15 protein-coding genes are annotated in these 15,971 nt (G+C 44.3%); 7 read left to right on the forward strand and 8 right to left on the reverse strand.

The window, feature by feature from the left end:
• Nucleotides 1-25: 25 nt before the first annotated feature.
• From IM792_RS12045 to IM792_RS12070, 6 genes are all read left to right on the forward strand, one after another.
• Nucleotides 26-907, forward strand: a complete 882-nt coding sequence (locus IM792_RS12045; RefSeq protein WP_194102122.1) for a hypothetical protein — start codon at nucleotides 26-28, stop codon at nucleotides 905-907.
• A 227-nt stretch (nucleotides 908-1,134) separates the two neighbouring features.
• Nucleotides 1,135-1,974 carry a prephenate dehydratase gene (locus tag IM792_RS12050; protein WP_194102123.1) on the forward strand — a complete coding sequence of 280 codons (840 nt, stop codon included), beginning with the start codon at nucleotides 1,135-1,137 and terminating at the stop codon, nucleotides 1,972-1,974.
• A gap of 144 nt (nucleotides 1,975-2,118) precedes the next feature.
• Nucleotides 2,119-3,243, forward strand: coding sequence for a chorismate mutase (locus tag IM792_RS12055; RefSeq protein WP_194102125.1), 1,125 nt, complete (start codon nucleotides 2,119-2,121; stop codon nucleotides 3,241-3,243).
• Between the two features lie 9 nt (nucleotides 3,244-3,252).
• A complete protein-coding gene (gene aroA / locus IM792_RS12060) occupies nucleotides 3,253-4,587 on the forward strand; it encodes a 3-phosphoshikimate 1-carboxyvinyltransferase (RefSeq protein WP_194102126.1) in 1,335 nt (444 codons plus the stop codon).
• A gap of 188 nt (nucleotides 4,588-4,775) precedes the next feature.
• Nucleotides 4,776-5,864 carry a chorismate synthase gene (aroC, locus tag IM792_RS12065; protein WP_194102128.1) on the forward strand — a complete coding sequence of 363 codons (1,089 nt, stop codon included), beginning with the start codon at nucleotides 4,776-4,778 and terminating at the stop codon, nucleotides 5,862-5,864.
• 39 nt (nucleotides 5,865-5,903) lie between these two features.
• Nucleotides 5,904-6,530 (forward strand): HAD family hydrolase, encoded by a 627-nt coding sequence (locus tag IM792_RS12070; RefSeq protein WP_194102129.1) that lies wholly within the window; start codon nucleotides 5,904-5,906, stop codon nucleotides 6,528-6,530.
• On the opposite strand, the gene IM792_RS12075 is transcribed toward IM792_RS12070, so the two are convergent.
• Nucleotides 6,525-7,043, reverse strand: a complete 519-nt coding sequence (locus tag IM792_RS12075) for a DinB family protein (protein ID WP_194102130.1) — start codon at nucleotides 7,041-7,043, stop codon at nucleotides 6,525-6,527. The two genes, IM792_RS12070 and IM792_RS12075, sit on opposite strands and share 6 nt — an antisense overlap.
• Nucleotides 7,044-7,143: 100 nt before the next feature.
• On the opposite strand from IM792_RS12075, the gene IM792_RS12080 reads away from it, so the two are divergent.
• Entirely contained in the window at nucleotides 7,144-8,679 is a 1,536-nt protein-coding gene (locus IM792_RS12080) for a L,D-transpeptidase family protein (RefSeq protein ID WP_194102131.1), read from the forward strand.
• An 84-nt stretch (nucleotides 8,680-8,763) separates the two neighbouring features.
• Here IM792_RS12080 and IM792_RS12085 read toward each other — a convergent pair whose 3' ends face one another.
• From IM792_RS12085 to IM792_RS12115, 7 genes are all read right to left on the reverse strand, one after another.
• Entirely contained in the window at nucleotides 8,764-9,567 is an 804-nt protein-coding gene (locus IM792_RS12085) for a murein L,D-transpeptidase catalytic domain family protein (protein ID WP_194102132.1), read from the reverse strand.
• Between the two features lie 196 nt (nucleotides 9,568-9,763).
• Nucleotides 9,764-10,345: a nitroreductase family protein gene (locus IM792_RS12090; RefSeq protein WP_194102133.1), complete on the reverse strand. Its 582-nt coding sequence runs from the start codon at nucleotides 10,343-10,345 to the stop codon at nucleotides 9,764-9,766.
• Between the two features lie 74 nt (nucleotides 10,346-10,419).
• Nucleotides 10,420-11,133, reverse strand: coding sequence for a hypothetical protein (locus IM792_RS12095; RefSeq protein WP_194102134.1), 714 nt, complete (start codon nucleotides 11,131-11,133; stop codon nucleotides 10,420-10,422).
• A 90-nt stretch (nucleotides 11,134-11,223) separates the two neighbouring features.
• Nucleotides 11,224-11,937: a hypothetical protein gene (locus tag IM792_RS12100; RefSeq protein ID WP_194102135.1), complete on the reverse strand. Its 714-nt coding sequence runs from the start codon at nucleotides 11,935-11,937 to the stop codon at nucleotides 11,224-11,226.
• A 69-nt stretch (nucleotides 11,938-12,006) separates the two neighbouring features.
• Nucleotides 12,007-12,615 carry a porin family protein gene (locus tag IM792_RS12105; RefSeq protein ID WP_194102136.1) on the reverse strand — a complete coding sequence of 203 codons (609 nt, stop codon included), beginning with the start codon at nucleotides 12,613-12,615 and terminating at the stop codon, nucleotides 12,007-12,009.
• 192 nt (nucleotides 12,616-12,807) lie between these two features.
• Complete coding sequence (locus tag IM792_RS12110) at nucleotides 12,808-13,371, reverse strand: porin family protein (protein ID WP_194102137.1); 564 nt, start codon at nucleotides 13,369-13,371, stop codon at nucleotides 12,808-12,810.
• A gap of 36 nt (nucleotides 13,372-13,407) precedes the next feature.
• Nucleotides 13,408-15,840, reverse strand: coding sequence for an alpha-ketoacid dehydrogenase subunit alpha/beta (locus IM792_RS12115; protein ID WP_194102138.1), 2,433 nt, complete (start codon nucleotides 15,838-15,840; stop codon nucleotides 13,408-13,410).
• Between the last annotated feature and the right edge of the window lie 131 nt (nucleotides 15,841-15,971).

Below are 15,971 nucleotides of genomic sequence, written 5' to 3' on the forward strand. Positions count from 1 at the left end.
AATAACTATATTAGTTAATAATACTATGCCTAAACTCATATCAAAAGTACAGTACAAAAATTACGAAACCGGAGAATTTACGAACGAGCAACCTCGTGATTTGGATGAAACCATAGCGCTTATTAAAGCCTTCCCCTGGGATGATGAACGGCATTTAACCGACATTCAACTTACGGGACCATCGATTATTATATGTAATGAAGCGGATGAGTACTTAAAGATCGGGCTTTATTTTAATGGCAAATTTGCATTATACTATTTTGACCATAAAGAAAACCTTTACGAATACTACGTACCCGACCTGGATAAAGTAACATCAATAGTTCGTAGTTTTTTTCAGGACGATCTTGATAGGAATCCATTTCAAAAGAAGTTCTTTAGTTTTGGTAGTGAGGGCCATTTTTTAACCCATAATTTCACCTATGAACTAAACATTTATCGATGGTGGTTCATGGCTCTGTTGGGTGGCACGTTTACATTATTTTTTGCCTGGGTCGGCATCATGGTTTTATATAGTTCCGCTTCGGTACTCGCTATATTTAGTATAATACCCGCATTAATGTTATATCGTAGTATAAACAATTACATATACGCTAAAGATGTTAAGCTTAACATATCAAAAGGCAAGGGTTACTTCTATTTATATCAAAAGGAAATAAAAACCAAGATCTATAAAAAGGATATTGAGAAAATAATCATTTCGGAAATTCCGTTTACTGATATGCCTGCATTATTATGTTCAAAGATCATCTTAAAAGATGGCAGCAGCATAAAATTATCATCGAATGTAATACAGCCTTTAACATTGATCAAAAAAATTAAGGATGTGCCACATGAGTTTAAATTTGATGTTTTCCCTCTTTTAAATAGGCGATCCATCAACATACAAAACCCAATAAAATTCTGAAAACACCCCTTTTCAACCAAAAAATGAAATTTTATTTGGAACAAATATTTCAAACGCTTACATTAGCGGCATCAAACAAAAACATGATAAATAACAACGCATATTTTTACGGTTTTTACTTTTACTTTAACAGGTAAGAGCCGGGACTGATATGCACTAACTAACATACAGAAGAAACTGAAAAGTCCCGGCCCCACAAGGTCGGGACTTTTTGCTTTAACAGGGTTATGATAAACGGAACACCACGGGTTGCAATACAGGGCATACGCGCTTCCTTCCATGAGGAGGCCGCCTTCAGGTACTTTGGCGAGGACATTCAAACCATTGAATGCAACTCATTTAAACAAACTTTTGAGGCCCTTAAAAACGGCGAAGCCGACTACGTAGTTATGGCCATTGAGAACAGTATTGCCGGTAGCCTGCTGCCCAACTACTCGTTGCTGTTAAACTATAACTTCCCGGTGGTGGGCGAGGTTTACCTGCCTATACAACTACACCTGATGGCGCTGCCGGGCGTGGCCTTTGAGGATGTTAAAACCGCCATGTCGCACCCTATTGCCATACGCCAGTGTGTTGATTTTTTTGATGATTACCCGCAGATAAAGGTGATCGAAAGTAACGATACAGCCGCCTGCGCCAAACGCATCCGCGATGAGCAGCTTACCGATACCGTGGCCATTGCCAACACATTAGCCGCCAAGCTATACGGCTTGCAAATATTGGAGCGTCGCATCGAATCCAACAAAAAGAACTTTACCCGCTTTTTGATACTCACCACGCATGATAATGCCGCCAAGGTAGAGGCTAACAAGGCTTCGCTATGTTTCCAGGTGAGCAATGAGGTGGGCTCGCTGGCCAAGGTGCTTAATATTTTGGCCGAGAACAACATCAACATGAGCAAGATACAGAGCATGCCGGTGCTGGGCAAACGCAACGAGTACAACTTTTACCTGGATGTAGAGTGGGACGAACAAGCCAAATACGATACCGCCCTGCGCCAGATATTGAAATATACACACAACTTTAATATTCTGGGTGAGTATAAAAGGTATGAGGAGGGGATTTAGTTCATAGTCGATAGACCATGGATCATAGCCCATAGCTGAATTTAGAAATAGCAATTAAGAAACATTCGATTTATAACAATTAACAAAATTTGAACATCACCATGGACCATTAACTATGGCCTATGGACAAAACAAAAAACGACCATGAAACTGAATTTAAACATACAGCCGTTAAGTACCTGGATAACTTCGGGTAAAGAACCATTGGTGATTGCAGGACCATGCAGCGCCGAAACTGAGGATCAATTAGTAGCCACCGCGCACCTGCTGGCTAAAACCGGAAAGATCACTGCCCTGCGTGCAGGTATCTGGAAACCACGTACCCGCCCGGGTGAGTTTGAAGGTATTGGCAGCATTGGCCTGGAGTGGTTAAAACGCGCTAAAGAAGAAACCGGCCTGCCTACAGCAGTTGAGGTTGCTACCGCTAAACACGTTGAAGAAGCCTTGGCTGCCGGTGTTGATATTCTTTGGGTAGGTGCACGTTCAACCGCTAACCCTTTCACCGTACAGGAAATTGCTGATGCCCTTAAAGGTACCGACGTGCCTGTTATGGTTAAAAACCCGGTAAACCCTGACCTTTCATTATGGATAGGCGCTTTAGAGCGTATCAACAACGCGGGTATCACTAAACTGGCAGCTATTCACCGTGGTTTCTCATCATACGGTAACACTACCTTCCGTAACGACCCAATGTGGGACCTGGCTATCAGCCTGAAAACTCAGGTACCAGAGCTGCCTATCATTAACGACCCAAGCCACATTACCGGTAACCGCGACCTGATCGGCTACATCGCTCAAAAAGCGTTCGACCTGGATATGCAAGGTGTAATGATCGAATCGCACATTGACCCTTCAGTTGCCTGGACAGATGCTAAACAACAGGTTACCCCTGCTGCCCTGTCAGACCTGATCGACAACCTTACCCTGCGCAAAGCCGAAGTAAAAAGCTCGGCCGTAAACGATAAACTGGCTGAACTACGTGGCAAGATCGATAAGATTGATGACCTGATCATCCAAAAAGTTGCTGAGCGCATGACCATTGCCGAGCAAATTGGCAAGTATAAAAAAGATAACAACATCACTATCTTACAGGTAAACCGTTGGGAGGAGATCCTGAAAAAAACTACCGATTATGGTAAGGCATTAAAACTTGATGCTGAGTTTACCGAGAAACTGTTAGAGCTGGTTCACACTGAATCTATCCGTCGTCAGGGTATCATCCTTAACGAAGGTCAGGACAAGGTAGAAGAAAAATTAACGCACGCGTAATTAGGGATAATGAGTAGCAGTAACATCATCCTTAGCAAAAACAACAAAACCGCCAACGGCACCATACAACTTACAGGCTCAAAAAGCGAGTGCAACCGTGCACTCGTTATTGAGGCCCTTAGCGGTGGCCGTGTAAAGGTTAAAAACCTATCGGACGCGGCTGATACCGTTACGCTGGCGGGGATACTTAAAGACCATAGTTTATGGATCATAGACCAAGGACAAAGTGTTGACCATGGACCATCGACCATAGACCATGGACTAAGTGTTGACCATGGACCATCGACCATAGACCATGGACTAAAAACCGTCAACATCGGTCCGGCTGGTACGGCTATGCGTTTTTTAACGGCTTATTTTGCCCTGCAACCCGGCGAGGTATTGCTTACCGGTACCGAGCGCATGAAACAACGCCCTATTGGTATTTTGGTTGATGCCTTGCGCAAATTGGGCGCTAACATTACTTATGCTGAAAAGGATGGCTTTCCGCCGTTGCAGATAAGCGGTGGTTTTGAGCAGCAAACTAACCAGATAGGCATTAAGGGTGATATCAGCAGTCAGTATATTACTGCCCTGTTGCTGATAGCCGCTAAACTGCCACAAGGCCTCGAACTGCATATTGAGGGTGAGCTTACCTCACGCCCTTACGTGGAAATGACTTTGGCGATGTTAAAGCAAGCAGGCATTCAGCACAGCTGGCAGGGCAACGTAATCAGCATAGCTAACCAAGAGTTCAGCGAAACGGCCTTGCCTGTTGAGCCTGATTGGAGCGCGGCATCATACTGGTACGCCATAGCTGCTTTGGCTGATGAGGCTGAACTATTTTTACCCGGCCTTACATCATACAGTCTCCAGGGCGATAGCGTGATCACCGAGATCATGGCTAACTTTGGCATCACCTCACAATTTAAGGATGGCGGCGTTCACCTGAAAAAGGAGCCCAAGCCTATCCAGCGCAAAATATTCGACATGAAGGAATGCCCTGACCTGGCGCAAACCGTTATTGTGGTATGCGCAGCATTAGGTCACGAAGCTACCTTTACCGGCCTGGAAACCCTTAAGATAAAGGAAACCGACCGTGTAAAGGCCTTACAGAACGAATTGGGCAAAATGGGCGTTAAGCTGATTGAAAAAGGTTTAGTTTACAAACTGGATTGCAGCGAAAAGTTCATTCCCGAAAGCATGTTCATCAACACTTACGAGGATCACCGCATGGCCATGGCCTTCGCGCCGCTGGCATTGGTAATTCCGCAATTAGAGATTGAAGATGCCCGGGTGGTCGAAAAATCATACCCGGCATTCTGGCAGGATCTGGAGAAGGTCAATTTCGAGGTTAAAGCATAAAGACCAAAGCTAAAAGCAAAGTATAATAACAAAACCGTCATTGCGAGGTACGAAGCAATCTCTAAACCCACCCAACCCTCCCAAAGGGAGAGCTTAAGAAACAAAGTCCTCCCCTTGGGGAGGATTTAGGAGGGGTTACCTCGCAATGACGTAAACATAATATCTAACATCTCATATCTACAGGCACAATGGCAGGCAATACCTTCGGGCAAATATTCAGGATAACAACATTTGGCGAATCGCATGGCGAGGCTATCGGTGTGATAGTTGACGGCTGCCCGGCGCAGTTACCGGTTGACCTTGACTTTATTCAGGCCGAGCTGGATAAGCGTAAACCAGGGCAGTCAAAGATCACTACACAGCGTAAGGAGAGCGATACGGTACAGATACTTTCGGGCACGTTCGAGGGTAAAACTACAGGTACACCTATCGCCATGATCATCCCGAATGAAGATCAACGCTCAAAGGATTACGGCCATAATGTGGATGTATTTCGCCCCTCGCATGCCGACTTTACCTACTTTACCAAGTATGGTATACGCGACCACCGTGGTGGCGGCCGTTCATCAGCCCGCGAAACCGCGGCACGTGTGGCGGCAGGCGCGCTGGCTAAAATGTTCCTGAAAACACAGGGCATCGAGGTGTTTGCGCATGTTAGCAGTGTAGGTAAAATAAATGCCCCCAATGTTGATATTAATAATGCTACCGAGTTTATTGAAGCCCGTGAGCAAAATATAGTTCGCTGTGTTGACCCAGCCACTGCCGAAGAAATGATCGAGTTTATTGACGGCATACGCAAGCAAGGCGATACCGTAGGCGGCAAGGTTACCTGCTTTGCTACCAATGTACCCACAGGCTTAGGCGAGCCGGTATTTGATAAACTGCATGCTGATCTGGGCAAGGCCATGCTGAGTATTAACGCTGTGCACGGCTTTGAATTCGGCTCCGGGTTTGAGGGCAGCGAGATGCGCGGCTCTGAGCATAACGACATCTTTCGCAACAATGGCGGTAAGGTTGAAACCATCACCAATTTTTCGGGCGGTATACAGGGCGGTATCAGCAATGGTATGCCTGTTGAGTTCCGTGTGGCGTTCAAGCCTGTGGCTACCATTATGCACAACCAGCAAACGGTAAACAGCGCCGGAGAAGCATCAGAGATCAGCGGCAAAGGCCGCCATGACCCATGTGTGGTACCACGCGCTGTGCCTATTGTTGAGGCAATGGCCGCGTTGGTTTTGGCCGACCATGTGCTGCGCAACAGGGCTGCCAAAGTGTAATTTTCTGAAACATCGATATAAAAAGCACGTTATCTTTACATGATACGTGCTTTAATATACGACCTCGACAATACCATTTACCCGGTAAAATCCATCTCCGACGGATTATTTGATGGCTTGTACAAGCTGATCGATGACAATGCCGATGGCCTCAGCCTGGCTTCGGTTGAAGCGGCTAAAGAGGAGATCACCCGCCGCCCGTTTCAAAAGGTGGCTGATGAATTTGGCTTTAGCGATGAGCTGAAGGAAGAAGCTACCGAATATCTGCGTGGCCTCACCTACAGCAAGCCGATGCAGGCTTATGATGATTACCGCTACGTTAAAACGCTTGATGCCGATAAATTCCTGGTGACTACCGGTTTTGTTAAGCTGCAAAACAGCAAGGTAAAAATGCTGGGCATAGCCGCGGATTTTAAACAGGTATACGTGGTTGACCCCGACAGTACCGAAAAAACCAAACGCCACATTTTTACCCAGATACTGGAAAAATACAATTACAAGGCTGAGGAAGTATTGATAGTTGGCGACGACCCGGAATCTGAAATTAAGGAAGCCAAAGCTGTAGGCATTAAAACCGTACTGTACGATCCTGAAAAGAGGTATACCGCCGCCGATGCCGATTACCGCATCACCAACCACCGCGATGTTGGCGAACTGATATTATAAGCTTGCCTGCAATATTTTCACTGTAACCAATAATTGCCCCGTATGGCGCATGGTATGCTCGGCAGCGTGCACCAACAGGCCTATTACGGTTGAGGGTATTTGCGCACGCCCTACCCCGCGCCCGTCGGTCAGGGTGCTTTCGTCGGTATGTTTTATTTGATGGATAGCCTTTTGCACCTGGCTGCTAAAGGCTGCGGCAAGTTGGGTTGCGGTGTATGCTTTTTCGGCCACCTTGCCCTCATTTGCAAGATAATTTAACTGCTCCGGCGATAACATTTCCGCACGGGCGTAGGTCAGCAATCTATCTAACACGCCGGTTAAGTGCTGCAAATGGAAAGCGGGCGATGCTAAACCTGCCGGCTTCTCGTACAACATATTATTCTGAAAATCGGCCATTAGGGCTGTAATCTCCTCATCTGCCTGCAATAAGGCATGTGCCACGGGCTGTAATAATGCCGGTACACCTGCTGTTGGGCCACGCTGCCATACTTCCGGGAGTTTGTTATCATCCATAATACTAAGCTATATAAAAAGCAATTCATCAGCGTAAGCCCTGTGTAAATACTATGTGGTACGGCTATTGCTTTATACGGTGTAACACATTTATCCATTTATGATAACCAAAATATATAATAAAAAACCACTACTGCTTATCGCATCTATCATCCTGATTTGTATAGCCATTATACCCGGATGTAAAAAAAGCCAATCAGATTTAGGGAAAAAACTGGCCGAAGCTACCGGCAACAAGGCATTTAAGCAAATGACCGACGAGGGTTATGCCGAGGCATTTAACAAAGCCATGGCCGATAACAAGGCCATTATCAGCTACCCTAAAGTTATATCATCATATTATAAACAAAACAACTACGAGCCTGTACTGGTGCTCAACAATATTAAGGGCGATGGCCTGCAAAGCCTTACCACTTATTTAGGTAACGCGGCGCAGCATGGCATTAATCCGCAAATATTCAGGGGTGATAGCATTAAAATCCTGCTTGCCCATATTAAAGATAAAAAGGCGATAAAAAACGTCGACGAAGCGTACAGTACCCTTGCCAAATTGGAATTGCTTGCAGCCAACTCGCTGATAAGGTATTCAATGGCATTACAGTACGGATTGATCAGTCCGCAGAAGATATACCAGCGTTACTATACAAAAACCCAGCGACCGGACAGCGCGGCCATGAGATCGGTATTCGCGGTTAAGGAGTTAAAAACATACCTGGATAGTATACAACCCGCTAACCCGCAATACAAGGCGCTGCAAAAGGCCTTAACGGATAAGGTGCAGGCTCCGGGTATGTCGCCCGAAGAAAGCGAGCGCTACTTTGCCGTTAACCTTGAACGCCTGCGCTGGAAGAATAAACCCGACGCTAAAAAATACGTCATCGTAAATATTGCTGATTACCGCCTGGATGTAATGGAAGACGGTAAATCGGCCCTGAATATGAAGGTTTGTGTGGGCGAAGGCCGCAATATGGATAAGGAAAAAAGCCTGGTAGAATATAACGAGAGCGATAAGACCGACCAACCTTTCTCGCGCGAAACGCCGCAGCTAAGCAGCGAGATATACACCGTGCAGGTTAACCCGGTATGGAATATCCCGAAAAGCATAGCTACTAAAGAAATTACGGTTGAGGCCGCTAATGACCCTTATTACCTGGATAATAAAGGCATTGATGTGTACCATAATGGCAAAAAGGTAGATGACCCGGAAAGTATTGACTGGAGCAAGGCATCAAAAGGAGGCTATACCTTTAAGCAACGCCCCGGCGATGAGAACGCATTAGGACAAATAAAATTCCTGTTTAAAAACGGCAGCAGCGTTTACCTGCACGATACCCCTGCCAAAAATGCCTTTAACCAAAACATGCGTGCCGTTAGCCACGGTTGCGTACGTGTTGAAGAACCCAAAAAACTTGCCGAAGCCCTGTTTGGCGAAGGCGAAAAATACGACAAGATTGTGGATAAAATGGATAACCCAAGCGACGAACCTACCAATATTGCCCTGCCCAACAAGGTACCGGTATACCTTACCTACGTTACCTGCTGGGCCGATAGCAGCGGCAAATTGCAGTTCAGGCCGGATGTGTATGGGTTAGATGTGGTACTGTATGGCCACATGAAAAAGCTGATAACGGTGTAATTATTCCAAACAATTACAGCAAATAAAACGGGGCAGGCCTGGCGGCTTGCCCCGTTTTACGTTTATTTAAAATGAAGGATATTATTAAAGTACCTGTGCCGTATCTGCCTGCATAGCAGGGAACAGGAATTGTTCGGCTACATTTTCGTCGAGGTATTTTGACGAGTAACGGTTATCATTACCGGCAATATATAGCATGTTTTTGCCTTTTATGGTATTGATAACGGTTTCGCACACCTCGGGCGATACCGCGGGGCAACCATGGCTGCGGCCTAAACGGCCCAATTGATTAATTGAGGATTGGCTCACATAGTCGGCAGCGTGTACCACAATGGCGCGCTGGCGGGCATTACTGTTAAAACCTAAATCCATACCATCCAGTTTTAATGAGCGACCGTGTTTACCTACGTAAACATCATCGGTAACATAAAAGCCCAAACTGCTTTGGTGCGAATGCTCGGTGTTTGAAAAAGCGGTGGCCATATCATCACCACTACCCTGCCCGTGCGATACCCATGTATTCAACAATAGCTTTTTGGCTACCACATCAATTATCCACATACGTTTTTCACGGCTCGATCTGTTAAAATCAACCACGGTAATAACGCTGCTGTTTTCGGGTAATTTGTGTGCCAGCTTAAGGTTAATGTAACCTGTTATGGCTTTTTGAAATACAAAGGCATCCATACCGCTTAGCTGTAGCTGCGCGGTATTATAAATATCGGTAACATACTGTCCGTACAATTCGCTAAGCGAGGCAGCATGTTTTGTGGTTGAGGCGACCTTATTTGCACTTGTTTTACCATTTGCAGCAGGACTCCAGCTGATAAAACCTATCGAAAACACGATCAAAAAAGCGCAGATCACCCACCAGAAATTTTTTCTCATACTCAGTTAAAATTTATCAGTTAATAATTTTAAAAGCTCTGAGATTTAGGTATAGAAAGGATCGTTAATCCCGAATTGTTATACAAATATACGTACAAACGGATGATTTATTGTCACCCCATTTACATAAAATAGCCTTAAAAGAAAATAAATTTCTTTTAAGGCTATTTTAAATATTAAAGTTAAATTTTTGACCTTATTTAACCCATTTGACCTTTTGCTCAAGCGGGGTAACCCTGCGGCCTTCAGGCTGATTATCAGTATGGCCTAAGTACAGTAAACCAAGCACGGCATCATCCTCACCAAGTTCCAGAAAATCTTTCATGGCCGGTTTAAGCGTCATGCCGCCGGTGCTCCAAAACGAGGCGATGTTTAGCGATGTAGCCGCCAGCAAAATGTTTTGTACCGCTGCCGATGCCGCCGCAACCTCCTCTATAGCCGGGATGTTAGGGTTGGCACCACGTTTCATAACCGCAATAACCACGTGCGACGCATTGTTGCCCAGGTTTTGCAGATTAGTGTAAGTAGCCTCCTTAAAGTTTTCGGCCGGGGTGTGGGTTTTGTATAGTTCGGCGTGTTGCTTGCAGAAAACGGTCGGATCTTCATAGATCACAAAGCGCCAGGGCTCGGTAAAGGCGTGGGTTGGAGCCCAGTCGGCCAGTTCAAGAATAGCGGCAATGTGCCCGTTTGGAATTTTTTGACCGTTCATCATACCCGGTTTAATAGTACGGCGGGTTTTAATTACGGTTGATATAGTTGAAAATGTGCTGTTATCCATAAAATTTGATCTTGCTTTAAAAACGGGCGCAAATTAAATAAATTTTATGGCGTGGTGTAATAGCTTTGGCTTAATTACTCGAAATACTCAAAAAATTCGGGCTTTTTAAATGAGAACTTGCGCATTTGCTTGCGGGTAAAGTGATTGGTTATTTTATAGTTATCACGATATAGTAGCTGAACCAGTATAGGGTAATTATTTTCGGCGCTTACATTAACAAACTTTCCATCCCGAAAGTTGAACATATCAAATACCCAGTAAGAGTGGTTGTTCTGTAATAAATAATGCTGTGTAACTATATCAAAGCACCCATCGCCATTCAGATCACGCTCAATATTATCGAAAAAATCCATGTATTGCACGGCCGAGAATTTGTTTTTGCCTTTATTGAACAGAAACAGTTTATTCATTCGCGAGCCAGCCAAACCGCTACCATTATTGTAGGTTTTTAGCTTAAAGTCGACCAAGCCATTACCATCAATATCGGCAGCATAGAGGGTAGAATCTGTTTCTAAAGTCAACCTGGTATAACCTAAATCCGATTGTAATTTTTTGATGAGTTTCTGTTTATAGAACAATCGAAGTATTTGCGCTTCACTATCTACATCCTCTAAGGTTATATGATACCCTTTATAACTTGCTGATCGTAAAACATACTTTTTTTCATTATCAACAATAACCTTAAAAGGCACAACCTTATACTTAGGTTTCGGATATTTCTCAAACGGATATTGGGCGTAACTATTCAACCCAAAGTTTAGCAGGATAATAAGGATGAGGTATTTCATGATAAACAGTGCCTTCCCAAATATATCAGGAAGGCATTGTAATTCAATATTTTACAGACCATAAATTTTACAGTAATAGCTGTGACTTAATTACTCGAAATACTCAAAAAGCTCAGGCTTTTTAAATGAGAACTTGCGCATTTGCTTGCGGCTAAAGTGCCTGGTTATTTTATAGTTATCACGATATAGCAACTGAACTAATATTGGACAATTATTTTCAGCGCTTACATTAACAAACTTTCCATCCCGAAAGTTGAACATATCAAATACCCAGTAAGAGTGGTTGTTCTGTAATAAATAATGCTGTGTAACTATCTCAAAGCACCCATCGCCATTCAGGTCACGCTCAATATTATCAAAAAAGTCCATGTATTGCACAGCAGAGAATTTGTTTTTGCCTTTATTGAACAAGAACAGTTTATGCATCCGTACACTTGCTAAACCACTACCGTTATTGTAATTCTTAAATTTAAAGTCGACCAGGCCATTACCATCAATATCAGCGGCGTAAAGTGCAATATCTGACTGTAAGGTTATTTTTTTATAACCTAAGTCAGGCTGTATCCTTTTGATGAGCTTTTGTTTGTAATATAAACATAGGGTTTTTACCCGGCCGGTATCTTGCTCTATGGTGATATGATACCCTTTATAATTTGCTGATCGTAAAACATAGCTTTCACCATTATCAACTACCACTTTAAAAGGTATAACCCTATACTTAGGTTTAGGATATTTCTCAAACGGATATTGGGCAAAACTATTCAGCCTAAATGTTAGCAGCAGGATAAGGATAAGGTATTTCATACAAATAACAATGCCTCCCCAAATATATCAGGAAGGCATTGTTATTCAATTAATTTGAGTCAGGTATTTTTAGAAATTAATACCAATATTTAGTGCCGATACTGAGCTACGTATGGTTGAACCTGAATTATCTTTGAACAGATCAGAAATTCCGCCCTGTCCGTTGAATTCTATAAAGAAACGGGCTTTGTCTGATACGGGGATCTTTACACCTATACCCAAATCAAGACCCATTTCAGGGCTTGCCATGTAAGGTTTTAAATCAGTACCACCCGCAACTTCTGATGCTGAAAGCAGTATGCTGGCATACGGACCAAAATTCAAATACCAGTTTTTGGTACGACCAAAATGCCAGTTAGCTAATACAGGTATGGTTAAGTAGTTTAAGCTGTAATCGGTGGTCATTCGTAAATTATCAAAAGCTACATAGCCATTGTCCCAACCTTTTTGATCGTAGATCAGTTTAGCTTTTAAGCTCCAGCTTTCTGAAAAATAATGATCAATTGATACACCGGCGTTAAAGCCAACACGGTAGCTACTGTTGGTTATGCCATCAGCATGTACGGTTGCGCCGTTTAAGCCAATTTGAACACCGAATTCGTTAGAGTTTTTTGTTTGCGCGGAAGCCGCTGAGCAGAAGCACACCAGTGCTAACACTGCTTTGAAGAATTTTGTCATGAGTGTGATAAAGTTTGCTAAAAAAATTACGGCGCAAATATAATACTTTAAAGTATCGGCCGAAATTTATTCACATCGCTTTAGTTTACCATGTCGGCACCGCTTATATATCGTCAACATTTAAAGAGTAAATAGTTTATTTTAGCTTAGAAAGCTTTTTAAAAATTCAACCCAACATTAATGCTCGAAACGTTACTGCGGATCAATAGCGCCCGAACCCTCGTTAACAATATTATTTAATCCTTTTTCACCATTAAGTTCAAAAAACAGTTTAGCCCTATTTGAAAGCGGTATCTTGATACCGATACCCAGATCAAGATCGTTTAAGGCTGATCTTACATCCCTATCAGATCCTACTTCCTCAACATTTAATAATATACTTGTATATGGTCCAAGATTCAGATACCAATTTTTGGTACGGCCAAAGTGCCAGTTGGCTAAAACCGGAATAGTTAAATAATTAAAATCATATTGGGCTCCATACAAAGCGCCCCTCATTAATAAAGAGGGGCCTTCCCAGCTTTTTTGATCATATAGAACCTTCGCCTTAATACTCCAGCTTTCAGAAAAGTAATGATCTATTGAAACACCTGCGTTAAACCCAACTCTATAGTGAGTTTCATCCATAATACCGAGTTTCGAGCTCGACGCATTCATACCAAATTGAACGCCGAATTCATTAGAATTTTTTGTTTGTGCAGATGCTGATGAGCAAAGGCACACAAGTGCCAGCACCATCTTAAAAAGAAATTTCATGATAAGTTTTAAAGTTTATATATCAAATATAACACTTTAAAATATCGGCGGAAATTTATTCGGATTGCTTTCGCTCACCATGGCATATACCGCTTCAATTACATCATCAACATTGGGTTTGGTAAAGTAATCACCATCCGAGCCGTATGGCGGGCGGTGTTCTTTAGCCGTTAGGGTTTGTGGTTGGCCATCCAGGTAGTAATAACCTTTTTGGTTCTCCAGTATCTGCTGCAATATATAGGCCGATGCTGATCCGGGCAGGTCTTCATCTACCACCAGCAACTTATTGGTTTTTTGCAGCGATGCGCCACAGGCATTATCCAGATCGAACGGATATAATGTTTGCGGGTCTATAAGCTCAACACTAACGCCCAGCTTATGCAGCTCGGGCAATGCCTCCTGTACCACGCGCAGGGTTGATCCGTACGATACTACGGTAATATCAGTACCCTCATTCAATACCTCAGCTTTGCCCAATGGCACGGTAAAATCGCCAACGTTGGCCGGTAATTTTTCCTTAAGGCGATAGCCGTTCAGACATTCCACAACAATGGCAGGTTCATCGCCACGCAGCAGGGTGTTGTACATACCGGCAGCCTGGGTCATGTTACGGGGAACGCAAACATGCAGGCCGCGCATAGTACTCAATATCATTCCCATTGGCGAGCCCGAATGCCATATACCCTCTAAACGGTGGCCACGGGTACGCACTATTACCGGCGCTTTTTGGCCGCCCGCGGTGCGGTAGCTTAAACTGGCCAGGTCATCGCTCAATACATTCATGGCATACAACAGGTAGTCCATGTATTGTATCTCGGCAATAGGTTTAAGGCCGCGCATGGCAAGCCCAAGCCCCTGCCCTATAATGGTTGATTCGCGGATACCGGTATCCGTAATGCGCAGATCGCCGTATTTGGCCTGTAAGCCTGCAAAGCCCTGGTTAACGTCGCCAATGGCGCCTACATCCTCACCAAAAGCTACAATACGCGGGTCGCGCTCAAAGTTGGCATCAAAGCAAGCGTTAAGCACTTCACGGCCATCAATCAGTTTGGCGTTATCATCATACTCGGCAGCTACAACAGGTATGTTAAGCGGCGAGTATGGCGTATTTGAAAACAGCTTTGAATTATAGCGAACACCGTTTTTAGCAAGCTCCTCGGTCAGCCAATCCAGCAAGGGTTGGCGTTCGGCCAACTGCTCGTGCGCGGTTAAGCGCAGGGCCTGGCGTACAGCGGTGGTCATATCCTTACGTCCCGGGTCAACCTCGGCCCGCAGGCGGGTAATTATAGCGGTAATTTCGGCTCTGGCTGATGAATACTGCGCCAGCTGATCTATCAGCTTAACAGTTTCATCCATTTCGGCCTCTATCTCGGTAGTCAACTCGTTCCAGGCTTCACGCTGGCACTCGCGTACGTATTTTTTGGCCGTAGCCTCCATTTCGTCCAACTCCTCAACCGTTGCAATGGCCGATTCTATCATCCATTTACGCATCTGTTTCAGGCAGTCGTACTCCTCCTCCCAGGCCAAACGCTCGGTTGATTTATAGCGCTCGTGCGAGCCTGATGTAGAGTGACCCTGCGGCTGGGTCATTTCGGTAACGTGTATCAATACAGGTACGTGCTGCTCGCGGCAAACACGTATGGCATACTGGTAGGTTTCGCAAAGAGCTACATAATCCCATCCGCGTACTTTAAATATCTCGTAACCATTGGTGCCTTTTTCGCGCTGAAAGCCCTGTAAAGCTTCAGATATATCCTCTTTAGTGGTTTGCAGACTGGCGGGTACCGATATGGCGTAAGCATCATCCCAAACAGAGATGGCCATAGGCACCTGCAATACACCACCGGCGTTAAAGGTTTCAAAAAACAAACCCTCGGATGTTGAGCCGTTGCCAATAGTACCAAAGGCAACCTCGTTACCACATATCGAAAAATTATCGAACTGGTGCAGATCCGGGTTTTGGCGATACAGCTTTGAAGCATAGGCCAGCCCTAATAAACGCGGCAGGTGCCCCCCGGTGGTCGACATGTCTGACGAGCAGTTCATGTTCTCAACCTGGTTTATCCACGTGCCGTCATCATTTACAAAGCGGGTAGCGTAATGGCAATTCATTTGCCTGCCGCCCGATGCGGGTTCTTTTTCAGTATCAGGATGCGCATATAACTGCGCGAAAAATTCTTTCAAATTGCTCATGCCCGTAGCGAACATGAAGGTTTGATCGCGGTAATAGCCCGCGCGCCAGTCGCCATTACGGAAGGCCTTGGCCATGGCAATTTGCGCCACCTCCTTACCGTCGCCAAATATGCCGAACTTGGCTTTACCGGTAAGCACTTCGCGGCGACCAAGCAAACTTGCCTGGCGACTTTCAAAGCCTACACGGTAATCATTAATGACGATCTTTTTAAAATCATCAAAACTGAGCTCGGCAGCATCATCTTTTCCGGCGGTATAGAGGGCAGTTTTTGACATATAAAATTCCGTTTGAGCGGTAAAATTATAAAATTCTATTTTGTAAATTTATATTTTACAATCAAACAACCGTCAATTAACGTACGTTTATATTTAATATAAGTATATTTGTTACACCAACTATTGTGAAT

Source organism: Mucilaginibacter sp. JRF (assembly GCF_015223065.1).
Classification (GTDB): domain Bacteria; phylum Bacteroidota; class Bacteroidia; order Sphingobacteriales; family Sphingobacteriaceae; genus Mucilaginibacter.